The organism is Micromonospora sp. ATA51 (assembly GCF_016802855.1).
Classification (GTDB): domain Bacteria; phylum Actinomycetota; class Actinomycetes; order Mycobacteriales; family Micromonosporaceae; genus Micromonospora; species Micromonospora sicca.
The window spans coordinates 1-15,039 of sequence record NZ_JAEVHJ010000149.1 but is presented as its reverse complement, the minus strand read 5'-3'; the positions used below and the strand labels follow the sequence as shown (position 1 = coordinate 15,039).

The 15,039-nt window shown below is 73.7% G+C and carries 11 protein-coding genes and 3 pseudogenes; 8 read left to right on the top strand and 6 right to left on the bottom strand.

Annotated features, from left to right (window positions below; genetic code table 11):
• From JNW87_RS21855 to JNW87_RS21835, 5 genes are all read left to right on the top strand, one after another.
• Positions 1-756 (top strand): ATP-binding protein (locus tag JNW87_RS21855; RefSeq protein WP_238454308.1); only part of this gene is annotated, 756 nt, incomplete at its 5' end.
• 1 nt (position 757) lies between these two features.
• Positions 758-2,689, top strand: coding sequence for an MFS transporter (locus JNW87_RS21850; protein WP_238454307.1), 1,932 nt, complete (start codon positions 758-760; stop codon positions 2,687-2,689).
• On the top strand, positions 2,686-3,243 hold the full coding sequence (locus tag JNW87_RS21845) for a hypothetical protein (RefSeq protein ID WP_238454306.1): 558 nt from the start codon (positions 2,686-2,688) through the stop codon (positions 3,241-3,243). The genes JNW87_RS21850 and JNW87_RS21845 overlap by 4 nt, the downstream gene beginning before the upstream one ends.
• Positions 3,240-4,424 carry a M23 family metallopeptidase gene (locus JNW87_RS21840; RefSeq protein ID WP_238454305.1) on the top strand — a complete coding sequence of 395 codons (1,185 nt, stop codon included), beginning with the start codon at positions 3,240-3,242 and terminating at the stop codon, positions 4,422-4,424. The genes JNW87_RS21845 and JNW87_RS21840 overlap by 4 nt, the downstream gene beginning before the upstream one ends.
• 13 nt (positions 4,425-4,437) lie before the next feature.
• Positions 4,438-5,040 carry a hypothetical protein gene (locus JNW87_RS21835; protein WP_238454304.1) on the top strand — a complete coding sequence of 201 codons (603 nt, stop codon included), beginning with the start codon at positions 4,438-4,440 and terminating at the stop codon, positions 5,038-5,040.
• A 4-nt stretch (positions 5,041-5,044) separates the two neighbouring features.
• Here the strand turns inward: JNW87_RS21835 and JNW87_RS21830 are convergent, their stop codons facing one another.
• Positions 5,045-5,605: a hypothetical protein gene (locus tag JNW87_RS21830; RefSeq protein ID WP_238454310.1), complete on the bottom strand. Its 561-nt coding sequence runs from the start codon at positions 5,603-5,605 to the stop codon at positions 5,045-5,047.
• A gap of 226 nt (positions 5,606-5,831) precedes the next feature.
• Between JNW87_RS21830 and JNW87_RS21825 the strand changes: the two are divergent.
• Positions 5,832-8,359 (top strand): annotated as a pseudogene (locus tag JNW87_RS21825) (FtsK/SpoIIIE domain-containing protein).
• Positions 8,356-9,059, top strand: a pseudogene (locus tag JNW87_RS21820) (hypothetical protein). The pseudogenes JNW87_RS21825 and JNW87_RS21820 overlap by 4 nt, the downstream one beginning before the upstream one ends.
• Positions 9,060-9,090: 31 nt before the next feature.
• Here the strand turns inward: JNW87_RS21820 and folE are convergent.
• The 4 genes from folE to JNW87_RS21800 form a co-directional block, all read right to left on the bottom strand.
• Positions 9,091-9,756 (bottom strand): GTP cyclohydrolase I FolE, encoded by a 666-nt coding sequence (gene folE / locus JNW87_RS21815; protein ID WP_238454309.1) that lies wholly within the window; start codon positions 9,754-9,756, stop codon positions 9,091-9,093.
• A gap of 32 nt (positions 9,757-9,788) precedes the next feature.
• The gene (gene ftsH, locus JNW87_RS21810) at positions 9,789-11,795 is read right to left on the bottom strand and encodes an ATP-dependent zinc metalloprotease FtsH (protein WP_109802641.1); all 2,007 of its coding nucleotides are present in this window, start codon (positions 11,793-11,795) and stop codon (positions 9,789-9,791) included.
• Positions 11,796-12,131: 336 nt separating this feature from the next.
• The gene (hpt, locus tag JNW87_RS21805; RefSeq protein WP_109802634.1) at positions 12,132-12,707 is read right to left on the bottom strand and encodes a hypoxanthine phosphoribosyltransferase; all 576 of its coding nucleotides are present in this window, start codon (positions 12,705-12,707) and stop codon (positions 12,132-12,134) included.
• A 99-nt stretch (positions 12,708-12,806) separates the two neighbouring features.
• The gene (locus tag JNW87_RS21800; protein WP_238454303.1) at positions 12,807-12,944 is read right to left on the bottom strand and encodes a hypothetical protein; all 138 of its coding nucleotides are present in this window, start codon (positions 12,942-12,944) and stop codon (positions 12,807-12,809) included.
• A 149-nt stretch (positions 12,945-13,093) separates the two neighbouring features.
• Here JNW87_RS21800 and JNW87_RS21795 point away from each other — a divergent pair, with 149 nt between their 5' ends.
• On the top strand, positions 13,094-14,053 hold the full coding sequence (locus tag JNW87_RS21795; protein ID WP_109802632.1) for a GlxA family transcriptional regulator: 960 nt from the start codon (positions 13,094-13,096) through the stop codon (positions 14,051-14,053).
• Between the two features lie 197 nt (positions 14,054-14,250).
• On the opposite strand, the pseudogene tilS reads toward JNW87_RS21795, so the two are convergent.
• Positions 14,251-15,039 (bottom strand): annotated as a pseudogene (tilS, locus tag JNW87_RS21790) (tRNA lysidine(34) synthetase TilS); the annotation flags it as partial.

The window sequence follows — 15,039 nt, the reverse complement described above, 5'->3', positions numbered from 1 at the left end:
GCCTGCCTCCAAGGGCTCGACGACGACGCCGGCCGGGAGCTGGCCAACCTGCTGCTGGACACCGCCGAGATGCCGCTCGCGATGCTCTTCTTCGGCCGGCCGCCGGAGGGGCTGCTCGGCGCCGACGCGGCGCTCACCGTGATCACGATGGCCGGCCTGCGGCTGCCCGACCTCAAGATCGAACGCGAGTACTGGTCGGCCGAGGAGTCCCTCGCCCTGCCGATGCTGCACACCGCGCACCGGCTCGCGGTGCGCCGCTGCTACGGCGGCTCGATGTCGTCGCGGAAGCTGGTCGGCCTGGACGAGGCGCACTTCATGGAGGGCTGGCGCTCCGGGCGTTCGTTCCTGGTCCGCCTCGCCCGGGACTCCCGCAAGTGGAACCTCGCCGCCCTGGTCGCCTCGCAGAACCCGAAGGACATCCTCGGCCTCGACGTGCAGAACCTGGTCTCCACCGTCTTCGTCGGCCGGATCGCCGAGGACACCGAGATCGCCTCCGAGGCGCTCCGGCTGCTCCGGGTGCCGGTCAACGACGGCTACGAGGCGACCCTCGCCTCGCTGTCCACGGCGGACGCCGGTTCGGCCGCCCGGCTCGGCTTCCGCGAGTTCGTGATGCGCGACGTCGACGGCCGGGTGCAGAAAGTCCGGGTCGACGTGTCGTACGTCGACGGGCTGCTCGACCACCTGGACACCACCCCCGCCGCGGTCGCCCAGACCGCCGGGGCGCTGCCGACCGTCCTGGCTGACCTGGAGGCGTGACATGGCGAGGGCCCGGGCACGGATCGCGCCGCTCCTCCTCGCGCTCGGCGTACTCGCCGTGGCCACCATCGCCTGGCCGGTGGTCGGGGCGACACCCGCGTACGCCGCCACGCCGGCCGCCCAGGCCCGGGCCGAGCTGTGCAGCACCAAGGAGTGGCAGGCCGACTTCCGCGCCTGCGTCGCGAAACTCAAGGAGGTCAGCGAGGACCAGGTCGAGTGCCGTAACGCCCCCGTCCCCGGGGCGCCGGACTCCGGTCTGGCCGGCTGGTTCGCCTCCCGCCCCGACTCCGCCAAGCTGCCCGGCCCGAAGGGCCTCTACAGCGACTACGGCTACGCCGGATACAGCTACACGACGTACGACGTCGACGGCGGCTGCGCCTCGTCGGTGCTGCATCCGGACTACCGCTTCACCACGATGGTGGCCAACGGCGAGTTCATGTTCGCCAACGCGGTGATCGGCGCCTCGAACGCGCTGCGGGAGCGGGCCTGGGATCCCCGCTCGATGTGGGGCTGGGCGGATCCGCTGGTGGAGCAGGCCACCAAGGCCGTCTACCAGAAGGTGTTCAGCGTCTTCGGCATCGTCACGCTCTGCGTGGTCGGCCTCTACCTGCTCTGGCGCTCCCGCCAGTCGGACATGAGCAACGCGATGACGACGGCGGGCTGGGCGCTGCTGGTGATGGTGGCGGTCACCGCCCTGGCCGCCTGGCCGGTCAAGTCGGCGAACATCGCCGACAACACCTTGATCACCACGCTGGGCGTGGTGCACGACGCGGTGGGCCCGGCGACCCGGGACACGCCGCCGGGCCAGTGCGACGACCCCAACCCTGAGGCGTGCAAGGATCACCGTCCTCCGGCCGTCCGGGCCAGCGACACGGCCACCGAGACGATGCTCTACCGGAACTGGCTGCGCGGTGTGCTCGGCTCGGCCGACAGCGAGACCGCGAAGAAGTACGGTCCGGCGCTCTACGACGCCAAGTCGCTCTCCTGGGAGGAGGCGGAGAAGCTCCGCCAGAACCCGGCCACCCGTGAGGCGACCATCAAGGCGAAGCAGCAGCAGTGGGCCCGGGTCGCCGAGCAGATCAGGTCGGAGGACCCGGAGGCGTACGAGTATCTCCAGGGCGTCCGGGACATGGACCGGATCGGGGCCGGCTTCATCGCGGTGCTGGCCTCGCTGCTCTTCGCGATGTTCGACCTGACCGCCTCGGTGCTGGTGCTGCTGGGCTTCCTGATCTTCCGGTGGGCCGTGATCGCCGCGCCGATCCTCGGCACCGTCGGCCTGATGCGCCCGGCCAGCGCCGGGCTGCGCCGGCTGGCGAACGCGGTGGTCGCCGCGGTCTTCAACATCGCCATCTTCGGCACCGGCGCGGCCATCTACCTCTTCGCGGTCGACCTCATCATGAACACGCCCACCCTGCCCGGCTGGCTCCAGGTGGTGCTGGTCTGGCTCTGCGGCGTGGTCGGCTGGCTGCTGCTGCGTCCGTACCGGCGGATCACCCAGCTCGGCGGCAAGGACAGCAGCGAGGCGATCAGCTCGGCGGGGTCGTGGCACCGGCGATTCTTCCGGGACATGCGGGTGGCGGCCCGGTTGGACGTGGTGGAGCCGGGCGGCACGGCCGAGCCGGCGCTCGGCCGGCGGCGCGGCGTGGTGCCCGACCAGGGCACCCTGCGGCCGGAGGCCCGGCACGAGGACCCGTCGCACGCCGCCGCCGGCCGGCAGCGGCCGGACGGGCGGGAACGGACGGACGAGGCGCCCGCACCGGAGCAGCCGGGCGGCGGCCGGACCACCGCACCGCGCCCCCGACGCCGGCAACCGGCCACCTGGACGGAGCCGGACGTGCCCGACGAGTCGCCCGCCTTCGCCATCTACCGTCCGGGCTCCGCCGAACGCGCGCCGGCCAACCCCAGTCCACGGGTGCGCTCCGAGGCGCGGTGAGCACGATGCGACGGGCGCTGGAATTCCTGTTCACCCGGGCCCTGCGGTCCCGGCTCGGCGTCGCGGTGGTGATCGCCGTCCTGGTCTTCGGCGTCATCGGGGCGGCCCGCCTGGTCTCCGGGCCCGTCGACCCGTCCACCGGTCTCAGCAACCGGCCGCGGGAGCCGATCAGCACGGTGGATCCGGAGGCCGGCGACGACGGCGTGCTGTCGAGCCCGGCGGCCGCCAGGCCGAAGACCCGGCCGGGCGAGCTGACGCCCGAGCGGGCCGCCAGCCGGTTCACCACCGCCTGGCTGGCCGGCCCGGGCAGCAGCCGGGACGACTGGCAGGCGCGGCTGCGCCCGCTGTCGACCCCCGCGCTGACCGAGAAGCTGACCGGCGCGGACCCGGAGAGCGTTCCCGCCCGGCGGGTGACCGGCCAGGTCACGCTCCGCCCCCGGACGGAGTCCTTCGTGGAGGTTCTCATCCCGCTGGACAACGGTCGGCTCCGGCTCGAACTGGTGGCCCCGGAAGGCCGGTGGCTGGTGGACGCGGTGGACTGGGAGCGCCAATGACCGAGCAGTGGGCGGACGCGGGAGCGCCGCGCCGCCGGAAGCTGCGGCTCGGCGTCGTGGCCGCCGCGGTTACGACGGTGCTCACCCTGCTCTGCTGCGTGGGCGGCGCCGCCGCCTTCTTCCTCACCGAGCTGGGCGGCGAGGAGAAGGACGAGGCGACCGTGGCCGGGCTGGCCTGCGACGCTGCCCACCGGGTCAGCATCACCGGCGACATGCCCCGCTTCGCCGAGTACGGCGAGGGCCAGCTGCGCAACGCGGCCGTCATCATCAAGGTCGGTCAGGACATGAAGGTGCCGGCCCGCGGCTGGGTCATCGCCCTGGCCACCGCGATGCAGGAGTCCGCGCTGCGGAACCTGGCGAACAGCACGGTGCCGGCGTCGCTGGCGCTGCCGCACGAGGGCGTCGGGTCCGACCACGACTCGCTTGGCCTGTTCCAGCAGCGGCCCGGCTGGGGCAGCGTCCAGCAGCGCATGACGCCCTCCTACACCGCCCGCAAGTTCTACGAGAAGCTGGTCCGGGTGGCCAGGTGGGAGCAGCGCCCGTTGACCGTGGTGGCGCAGCGGGTGCAGGTCAGCGCGTTCCCCGACGCCTACGCCAAGCACGAGGACCTGGCCGGCCGGATCGTCGACGCGCTGGCCGGCGGCGCCGCGCGGACTGTGCAGATCGCCGGCGAGGCGGTGTGTGACGCCGCCTCCGGCGCCCGGATCGCCGCCTCGGGCTGGACGGCGCCGATCCCGGGTGGTGTCGGCTCCGGCTTCCGCACCGCCGACCGGCCCAGCCACAACGGAGTGGACATCGCGGCACCCAAGCGGGTCACCGAGATCCACGCCGCGTCGGCCGGCCGGGTGCTGGTCGCCCGCTGCGACCCGGACCACTCCGGACGACGCGACTGCGACCGTGACGGCTGGCCGGGCAAGGGCGGGTGCGGCTGGTTCGTGGACATCCTGCACGCCGGGGGGTACATCACCCGCTACTGCCACATGGTGGAGCGCCCCCGGGTGGTTCCCGGTGAGTTGGTGGCGGCCGGTGACGTGATCGGCCTGGTCGGCAGCAGCGGCAACTCCTCCGGGCCGCACCTGCACTTCGAGGTGCACGTCGACGGCGACCGGTCCAGCCGGGGCGCCACTAACCCGGTGCCGTTCATGCGAGAACGCGGCGCGCCGCTGGACGGCAGCACGTGAGGCCCACCGACGGATGACCGGCCCGCTGCCCGACCCCTTCGCGGACCAGCCCGACTGGGCGCCGCTGCCACCGCGACCGATCGAGGTCGTCCCCGCCACCGGTCGGGTGGAGCTCCGCGGTCGGCGGGTGCTGGTCGGGCTGCCCGGCCTGGGCTGGCGGGGTGACCTGCGCGCCGACGAGCGGGTGGTGCAGGGCAGCCGGACCTATGTGCCCGTCATCCCGGAACACGAGTGGTACCGCGCCGAGTCCGAGCAGGTGGAGGTCTTCGCGCCGCTGGTACCGGTGGAGCGGGTCTGGGTGGAGACGGTTGGCGACCGGAGCGGCGCCGCAGTCCCGCCCCGCGAGCCCGGGATCCGGCTCGTCTCCCTCGACGCGCCGGCCCACCGGGCGCCGACCCCGGTCTTCGAGGCCGACGCGGTGGCCGGCCGGCGGGTGGTGCACGTCGTCGGGCCGACCGAGCACCGTGACCTACGGGCGGTGACCGAGACCTACTCCGGCGCCGAGGGGGACATCTGCGTCCGAATCACCTCGGAGTTGGAGTGGTACCGGTGGGCCTGGCGCGGCCAGGCACCGACCACCCTGGAGGTTCCCGTCCACCTGCTCTGGGTCGAGTAGCCGGTCAGCCGGCCTTGTGGCCCTCACAGACCCGCCACCCGTCCCTGTCGATCACCTTGAACTGCCAGTCCTCACGACGGCTGCTCCGCGTCTGGCCGTCTGCCGAGCTGGAGATGGTCAAGGTCGTGGTCACCAATTCCCCGTCGCCACTTTTCGCTCTGGCGAGTGCGCCCCAACTGACCCGAACCACGACGCTGAAGTTCGCTTCGCGCCGCTCCAACTCCTCTCGGAGGCCTCGAACGGCGCCGAGGTCGCCTCCACCCTCGCAGGCGAACTGGCTCGCCTTGGTGTCGTTCCGATCCACGAGGAAGGCGCGCAGGTAGTTGTCCACCACCACGTCTGGGGCGCTGCGGTCGGGGGCGGTGGCGCGGTCGTACAGGATGAACGCGGTCACCCCTCCGCCGACGCAGAGCAGCGCGAGCAGCCCGGCGACCACCGAGAGCACCGTGCGCAGCCGACGCCGGGGACGCTGCGGCGCCGGAGCCGGCGCCGGGGGCGCCACCTGCTCGGGCGGGGTCCGCTGCGCCGGTACGCGGGAGACCTGGGAACCGGCGGGGGGCTGCACTGATTCCACCCCCTGAGGCTATCGGCTGCACGCCTCGTACCCAATGCCCCAGATTCGCCGATCGCGCCCGCTCGATGCCCGGAGGCGGGACAATGCCCGGCCGAGGCGAGGTGACCCGGCTCGCAAAGACCACGCAGCGCCGGTCGACATCCCGGAGCGGGACCGCCGGCTGAGTTACCGTCACTGCGCGGGGGGAGATGTCGGCCTCGGGAAGAGAGGTGGACGGGTGGCCAGTCCGAAGGCGCGAGCCGGCCGGGCCGCCGCCCTGCACCGGCGGGCCACGGCCACCGCGACCGCCGCCGCCGGCATCCTCGACGAGATCCGGCCGGCTCCGGCCGACCACCACCGGCAATACGAGCTGGCGGAGCGGCTGCGGGCGGCCGCGGCGCTCGCCGCCCCCGGTTGGGCCGGCGCCGCCCTGGAGACGCTGACCGCGGCCACCCCGCCCGGCGACCGTCCGCCACCCTTCGTCCGGGTCGGCACCGCCGCGCCGCTGGACGACGCCCGGTTCCCAACGCTGGTGCCGCTGCTCGGCAGCGGTCACCTGAGCGTCGACACCGACGCCACCGACCCTCGGGTGGCCGGGCTGCTCCGGGCTCTCCTGCTGCGGCTGCTCGCCGCCGCGCCGGCCGGCTCGCTACTGGTCCGTGCGGTGGACGCCACCGCCGACCGGGATTCGACCCGCGGGGCCTTCGCGGGGTTCGCGCTCTTGGCCGACGCGGGGCTGCTGCCGCCGCCCGCCGTGGACGTGGCGGGGCTGCGGACGGTCCTCACCGAGGCGGAGCAGTGGGTGGCCGCCGGCACGCCCGGCAGCGCGGGCACGACCGGACGCTGCTCCTGGTGGTGGCCGCGCTGCCCGCCGCGACCGGGGCGTCCGACCTCGGTCGGATCGAGGAACTGGCCGCGCGGGGCCACCGGGCCGGCCTGCACCTGGTCGTGGCCGGCTGGTCGCCGGACACTCCGCTGCCGCAGGCCACCGCCGTCGCGGTACGCAACGCGTACGCGCTGGTGGGTGATCCGCCCGGGCAGGCGCTGAGCAGCCCCGGCCCGGAGGCGGCCGGCGGGCTCAACTCCCCGGTCTTCGTGGCGGAGGACCCGCCCGACGAACTGGTGACCGGGGTCTGCCGCCGGCTGGCCCGGCAGGTCGAGGACGGGTCCCGGCTCTCCCTGACCGATCTGCTGCCCGGCGGGGAGTTGTGGGAGTCCGGTTCCGTCGACGGGCTCTCGACCGTGGTGGGCGACGCCGCCGGGCGGCCGGTCAGCCTCGGCTTCACCGAGCTCACCCCGCACTGGCTGGTCAGTGGCCGGTCCGGTGCCGGGCGGTCGGCGTTCCTGACCAACGTGCTGTTCGGGCTGACCGCCCGGTACGGCCCCGACGAGCTGGCGCTCTACCTGGCCGACCTCGACGACGGCGAGTCCTTCGTGGAGTTCCTGCAGACCGAGCGGGACCGCTCCTGGGTGCCGCAGGTCCGGGCGGCCGGGATGGCCGCCGATCGGGAGTACGTGGCGGACCTCATCGGCCAGCTCGAGGCGGAGCTGCACCGCCGGGAGGAGGCCGGCCGGCGGGCCGGTGGGCAGCGCTACGCGGAGCTGCGGGAGCACCAGCCGCTGCCCCGGATCGTCTGTGTCATCGACAACTTCCCCCTGCTGCTGCGGGAGCGCGACCGGCTCGCCGCAGACCTGCTGGCCCGGCTGGACGTGCTGGCCCGCGCCGCCCGGGCGTACGGCATCCACCTGGTCCTGGCCGGCGAGGGCGACCTGGGTATCGGCGGCCCGCGCGATCCGCTGCTGGGCCAGTTTCCGGTGCGGGTGGCGCTGCCCGGCGGGTCGGGGGTGCTGGAACCGGCGAACGACGCCGCGGCCGGGCTGCCGGTGGGCAGCGCGGTGGTGAACACCGCCGGCGGTCTGGGCGGGCCACGCGGCGCCACCCGGGGGCACGAGCGGATGATCCGCTTCCCCGATCCGCAAGAGGAGCCGGAGTCCCTGGCCGAGCTGCGGCACCGGCTCTGGGCGGCCCGGCCGGAGGGGTGCGGGCCGCCGGTGGTCTTCGCCGGGTTCGCGCGCCCGCTGCTGGGCAACGACCCACGGCACCGGTCGGCGCTCGCCGGCCGGGCGCACGGGCCGGCCGCGCTGCTCGGTCGAGCGGTGGACGTGCACCGCTCCACGGTGGCGGTGCCGCTCGGCCCGGCCGCGGGGCGGAACCTCGCCGTGCTGGGCCGCGACGAGGAGGCCGCCCGGCTGCTGGTCACCGCGGCGCGGAGCACGGCGGCCCACCACGCGTCCGCCCGGTTCGTGCTGGCTCCGCTGGCGAACGGGTCGGAGGAGCCGGCCGCGGCGCTGGCCGCCGAGCTGGCGGAGCGGCACCGGGTGGAGACGGTCGACGTGGCCGGGCTGCGCGCCGCGATGGACGCGGGCGAGCCGGGCTACCTGGTGGTGTTCGGGCTGGACGTGCCCGACGCGGCGGAGCTGCCGGTCGAGCGGCTGCGGTCGCTGCTGCGGGAGGGGCCACCGGCCGGGTTGCACCTGCTCGGCTGGTGGCGTTCGGTGGGGCCGCTGGCCGGGCTGCTCGGCCCGGAGGGTGAGATCGACAAGCTGGCCGCCGTGGTGGTCACCGACGTGCCGGGGGCCCGGTTGGAGTCGCTCTTCGACCGGCCGGTGCTGTGGCGCCCGCGTCCGGGCCGGGCGGTGCTCTGGGACGGCCCGGGCGAGCTGGGCACGGTGCTGGTGCCGTTCGGGGAGGAGCCGGCTACGTGAGCGAGACCGGAAGCGCCGTGCCCGCCCCCCGGCCGGGCCGCCCCCCGGCCGACTCCCCGGATCCGGCCGCGGCGGCCTGGGCGGACTACGTCGCCGCCGCGCGCCAGCTCGACGGGGTACGCCGGGCCGCGACGACCGCCGCCAGCGAGCAGGCCCGCTCGGTGCAGGCCGCCCGGGAGGAGCTGAGCGTCGTCCGGGCCCGGCTGGCCCCGCAGCAGGCGCAACTGCGGGAACTCGGGGTGCCGGCGATCTCGTTGCAGCCGACCCCGCCGGAGCTGACCGAGGCGGCCCGGTCGATGTCGGCCGGGCGGCGGCGGTGCTGACCTCGCTGCAGGCGGCCCGCCGGTGGGCCGACGCCGCGGACGACGCGCTGGCCGCGCGGGGACTGCCCCGGCTGGCGCGCTGGCCGTCCCGGCCCCGCAACCTGCTGGTGTACGGGCCGCTGGCCCTGGTGGTCCCGCTGATCCAGTTGCTGGTCCTGCTCGGCACCGGCCCGGGGCTGGCGAGCGTCCTGGCGCTGGTGGTCGGGCTGCCGATGCCGGCGGTGGCCTTCATGGCGGGCTGGCTGGCGGTGGGCCGGCTGTTCCGGCCCCGGCCCGAGGACCGGGTGGACCGGACACCCCGGTTCGGGGCACTGGTCTGCCTGGTCCCGGCGGTGGCGACCACCGCCGGGATCGTCCTGGCGATGCTGGCCGGCTGATCGGGCCGACGGGTTCGTCGGCCGCGCCGGGTCAGCGGGGGATGATCAGGGACATCGCTTCGGCGCGGGACTTCGCGTCGCGCTGGAGCACGCCGCGGACCGCCGAGGTGATGGTCTTGGCGCCGCTCTTCTGGATGCCGCGCATCGCCATGCACATGTGCTCGCACTCGAGCACGACGATGACGCCGCGCGGTTCCAGCTTGCTCATCAGCAGGTCGGCGATCTGCGAGGTGAGCCGCTCCTGCACCTGCGGGCGCCGGGCGAAGACCTCGACCAGTCGGGCCAGCTTGGACAGGCCGGCGATCCGGCCGTCCGGCCCCGGGATGTAGCCGATGTGCGCGCTGCCCCGGAAGGGGAGCAGGTGGTGCTCGCAGAGGCTCATCACGTCGATGTCCCGGACGAGCACCAGCTCCTCGTGGTTGGCCTCGAAGGTGGTGCTGAGCACCTGGGCCGGGTCGACCCGGAGACCGGCGAAGAGTTCGGCGTACGCGCGGGCGACCCGGGCCGGCGTCTGCCGGAGGCCGTCCCGGTCCGGGTCCTCGCCGACCGCGATGAGGATCTCGCGGACGGCCTTCTCGATCCGGCCCAGGTCCATGGTTTCCTCGACCGGCCGGCCGGTGAGCTTGCCGCTGATCAGTCGAGCGGCGACGTAGTCGAGCGCCTCGTCACCGTCGGGCTCGGTCAACGAGGCGGCCAGCCCCTTGTCGGGGCTGGCCGCGGCGTCCGTGTTCAGTGGGTACCGTCCGAGTTGTTCGAGGAGCCGCCGACCGAGGCGCCGTCGGCCTGAGCCTGCGCCTTGAGCTTGTCCTTCTCGGCCGGGGTGAGCACCGGCGGCTCGGTGGAGGGCTGACGCTTGCCGAAGCCGTGGTACGGGGCCATCGGCGGGCGCTTCACCACCCGGGCGCAGATCCGGGCCATGTCGGCGGTGGAGAGGGTCTCCTTCTCGATCAGCTCCAGGACCATGTTGTCCAGCACGTCCCGGTACTCCACCAGGATCTCCCAGGCCTCGTCGTGGGCCAGCTCGATCAGGGCGCGCATCTCGCCGTCGATCTCGGCCGCCACCGAATCGGAGTAGTCCCGCTCGTGGCCCATGTTGCGGCCGAGGAACGGCTCGTCACCGCTGGTGCCGTACTTGATCGCGCCGAGCTTGGAGCTCATGCCGTACTGCGTGATCATCGCGCGGGCCAGCTGGGTGGCCTTCTCGATGTCGTTGCCGGCGCCGGTGGTGGGCTCGTGGAAGACCAGTTCCTCCGCGGCCCGGCCGCCCAGCGCGTACGCCAGGGTGTCGATCATCTCGGCCCGGGTCTGGGTGTACTTGTCCTCGGTCGGCAGGACCAGAGTGTGGCCCAGCGAGCGGCCGCGGGACAGGATCGTCACCTTGTGCACGGGCGCGGCGTGCGGCAGCGCCCAGGCGACCAGCGCGTGCCCACCCTCGTGGTACGCGGTGATCTTCTTCTCCTGGTCGCTCATCACCCGGGTCCGCCGCTGCGGACCGGCGATCACCCGGTCGATCGACTCCTCCAGCGAGTCGTTGCTGATCGCCCGCTCGCCCTTGCGGGCGGTGAGCAGGGCCGACTCGTTGATCACGTTGGCCAGGTCGGCGCCGGAGAAGCCCGGGGTACGCCGGGCGACCGCGTCGAGGTCGACGTCGGGCGTGAACGGCTTGCCCTTGGCGTGCACCCGCAGGATGGCCTTGCGGCCCTCCATGTCGGGGGCGTCCACCGGGATCTGCCGGTCGAAGCGGCCCGGGCGCAGCAGCGCCGGGTCGAGGATGTCCGGCCGGTTGGTGGCGGCGATCAGGATGACCCCGCCCTTGGTGTCGAAGCCGTCCATCTCGACGAGCAGCTGGTTGAGCGTCTGCTCGCGCTCGTCGTGACCGCCGCCCATGCCGGCGCCACGGTGCCGGCCGACCGCGTCGATCTCGTCGACGAAGACGATCGCCGGGGCGTTCGACTTGGCCTGCTCGAACAGGTCGCGGACCCGGCTGGCGCCGACACCGACGAACATCTCGACGAAGTCCGAGCCCGAGATCGAGTAGAACGGCACGCCGGCCTCGCCGGCGACGGCCCGGGCGAGCAGGGTCTTACCGGTACCGGGCGGGCCGAAGAGCAGCACGCCCTTCGGGATCTTGGCGCCCAGGGCCTGGTACTTCGCCGGGTTCTGCAGGAAGTCCTTGATCTCGTGCAGCTCCTCGACGGCCTCCTCGGCCCCGGCCACGTCCGCGAAGGTGGTCTTCGGCGTGTCCTTGGTGATCATCTTCGCCTTGGACTTGCCGAAGTTGAGCACCCGGGAGCCGCCGCCCTGCATCTGCGACATGAAGAACAGCAGCAGGAGCACCAGCAGGGCGATGGGGAGCAGGTTGACCAGCAGGCTCACCCAGACGCTGTCCGAGGAGACCTTGGTGTCCGCCGGGCCGGTGACCCGGTTCGCGGCCTTGGCGGCCAGCACCTCGTTCCAGACCTGGTCGCCGGCCTGGTACGGGAACTGCGCCTCGATCTTGTCGGTGGTGGTCTCACCGAACTTGGTCTTCTGGGTCAGGTCGAGCTGGAGCGTCTGCTCCTTGTCCTGGAAGACCGCCTTGTTGATCTTGGCCGTGTGGAGCTGGTCGAGCGCAACGGAAGTGTCCACCCGGTGGTAGCTGGGACCAGCGGTGAACAGCTGACTGAGCACAACGGCGCCGAGGATGACCAGGATGATCCAGACCACCGGTCGGCGGAAGAAACGCGTACGTTCCATACTGTTGTCGGGCGCCGAGACGCCCGCATCCTCCTGATCGACGTCCTGACCGTCTGAATGGTGTCGCCGCCTCGGGCGGCGGCCGGAGCCGCCGTGCGGGCCGGCCTCGACCCCGAAGCGCGCGAACTGCCGCGCCGCGGTCATTCGACGGTACACCGTTCGTGCCAGATGTGAGCTTGCGAGCCCAGCACTTACGCGTACGGCGAACCGGGGTTTGGGCCGGCGTGACGGGGAGGGTTGCCTCCACGCCACCGGTCCCTACCGTAGCCCGGTGAGCTGAGAGTCCGCTGAACGTCCGCTCGACGAGCGCCGATACCCGCAGGTCGGCGGGGCGGCTCAGGCGCGGGCGTAGACCTCGGGCTTGAGCACGCCGACGTAGGGGAGCTCCCGGTACCGCTCGCCGAAGTCGAGGCCGTAGCCGACGACGAACTCGGTCGGGATGTCGAAGCCGACGTACTTGACCGGGACCGGCACCTTGACCGCGTCGGGCTTGCGGAACAGCGCGACCACCTCGACGCTCGCCGCCGAGCGCGACTCCAGGTAGCGCAGCAGCCAGGAGAGGGTCAGGCCGGAGTCGACGATGTCCTCGACCACCACCACGTGCCGGCCGGCGATGTCCCGGTCCAGGTCCTTGAGGATCCGGACCACCCCTGAGGAGGTGGTGCCCTGGCCGTAGGAGGAGACGGCCATGAACTCCAGCTCGGCGGGGGGACCCTGGCGGCCGAGCGCCCGGGCGAAGTCGGCCATGAACATGACCGCGCCCTTGAGCACGCAGACGAGCAGGAGCCCGTCCTCGACGTGCGCGTAGTCCGCGGAGATCTGCTTGGCCAGCTCCGCGGTCTTCTCGCGGATCTGCGCCTCGGAAATGATCACGTGGTCGATGTCGGCGTCGTACCAGGAGCCGTCAGCCATGCTCCTAGCCTGCCGTACGCCGGATGGCCTCCGTCGGCGGGGCCGCCCCTTTTGGCGCGGTCCCGCCGGGGATGTTCGGCGTGGAAGGTGCAAATCACCTCAGCAGGTGCCGGAGCGCCAGCGGCGGCCGTCGGCGGTGGGCTTCCAGTCGGCCGAGTCGCGGGTGTCGGCGCCCAGGCCGGCGGCCGAGGCGACGGCCAGGACGAGGAGGAAGAGGAAGAGCAGTAGGAACTCCATGGCGGCGCTCGCTTTCGCGTGGTTGATGTCGGTTTCGCCGCCGTGCGCACCGGACTGAGACCAGTCTCTGACGGCCAGGACCAACCGGAAAGTGGCAGGAATGCCAGTGGGCATCGATTTTCTGCCACCTCTGCGGTTACCCTCGTCACATGTTGCGTTCGGTCGCCGTCATCGCGCTGGAACAGGTCGCCGCGTTCGAACTCGGCGTCCTGGCGGAGGTGTTCGGCACCGACCGGACCGCCGACGGTTTCCCCGGCTACCGCTTCGACGTCTGCACCGCCGACGGCGGACCGGTGCGCAGTCGCTCCGGTTTCCTGCTCACCCCGCACGCCGACCTCACCCCGGTCGAGGACGCCGACCTGGTCGCCGTGCCGGCGCACCCGGAAGGGACGAGCGTCCCCGCCGCCGTGCTCGACGCGCTGCGCCGGGCCGCCGACCGGGGTGCCTGGCTGCTCAGCGTCTGCTCCGGCGCCTTCCTGTTGGGCGAGGCGGGGCTGCTCGACGGGCGGGACTGCACCACCCACTGGCGGCACGTCGACGACCTGCAGCAGCGCTTCCCGGCGGCGAGGGTCCAATGCAACTCGCTCTACGTGCAGGACGGCAAGCTGCTGACCAGCGCCGGCACCGCCGCCGGGATCGACGCGTGCCTGCACCTGGTCCGCCAGGAGCACGGCTCGGCGACCGCCACCCGGCTGGCCCGCCGGATGGTCGTCCCGCCGCACCGCGACGGCGGCCAGTCCCAGTACGTCGAGGCGCCGATCCCGAAGGCGCCGGAGGCGCCCACCCTGGAGCCGGTGCTGGAATGGCTGATGGGCCACCTGGACCGGACGGTGACCGTGGAGGAACTCGCCGCGCGGGCCGGCATGGCGCCCCGTACCTTCGCCCGCCGGTTCCGCGCGGAGACCGGCACCACCCCGCACGACTGGCTGACCAACCAGCGGGTGCTGCTGGCCCGGCGGCTGCTGGAGGAGACCCGGTTGAGCGTGGAGACCGTGGCCGACCAGGCCGGCTTCGGCGACGCGGCGGCGCTGCGGCACCACTTCACCCGTCGGGTCGGCACCACCCCGAACGCCTACCGGACGACCTTCCGGGAACGCGCCGAGGTCTGATCACCAGCCGGCGCCCCGGCACACCAGCCGGCCGCCGGGTGTCACCTCATTCCCTTTGCTCTGCTTCAACCCACGCAACACGTGGACGGACAGGTGTTGCCTCCGCTGCAGCAGAGCAAAGGCTGCGCACAGGGTCCGTCCGCCGGCGGGCGACCGGGCCGACCCCGGCACGGGAGAACGCGGCGGACCGGGGCGGCTCAGCGGGGGTCGCTGAGGGTGAGCCGGCCCTTCCGGCGGGCCACGCGCAGACCGCCGGGTAGATGGACTACGCCCTGTCCGTGCCAGCCGGTGACCAGGGCGTCCAGCGCGGCGACGTGTCGGTGCGACAGGGCGGCCGGTGCCGCGCCCAGTTCCCGGGCCCAGGCGTGCAGTACCCGGGTGCGGACCGCCGGGGACAGCGCGACCAGCACGTCGACCGACAGCCCATCGTCGGCAAGCCGGGCGGCTGCGAGTGCGGCGGCGGCCAGGTCGTCCAACGCGGCGGTGTCGGCGGCCACCAGACGGGCGGTCCGGGCCAGGTTGTCCAGCACCCCCGGGCCGAGCGCCCGGACCAGCGCCGGCAGCACGTCGGAGCGGACCCGGGCCCGGGCGTACGCCGGGTCGGCGTTGTGCGGGTCCTCCCCCGGGGTGAGCCCCAGCGCGGCGCAGGCCTTGCGGGTGTCGTCCCGGCCGACGTCCAGCAGCGGCCGGAGCAGCGGCACCCCGTCCAGCTCCGGCGTTCCGGCATCCCGGCGAGGCCCCGCGGGCCGGCGCCCCGGGCCAGCGCGAGCAGCACGGTCTCGGCTGGTCGTCGCGGGTGTGGCCGAGCAGCAGCGCGGCGGCGTCGTGCCGGCGGGCGGCGGCGGACGAGGGCCGTGGTAGCGCGCCTCCCGGGCGGCCGCCTCGGGGCCGCCCGGCCGGCCGGCGACGGTCACCCGGACCGCGTCCACCGGGTCGAGCCCGATCCCGGCGGCCCACCGGGCCACCGCGTCGGCGCGCTCGGCCGA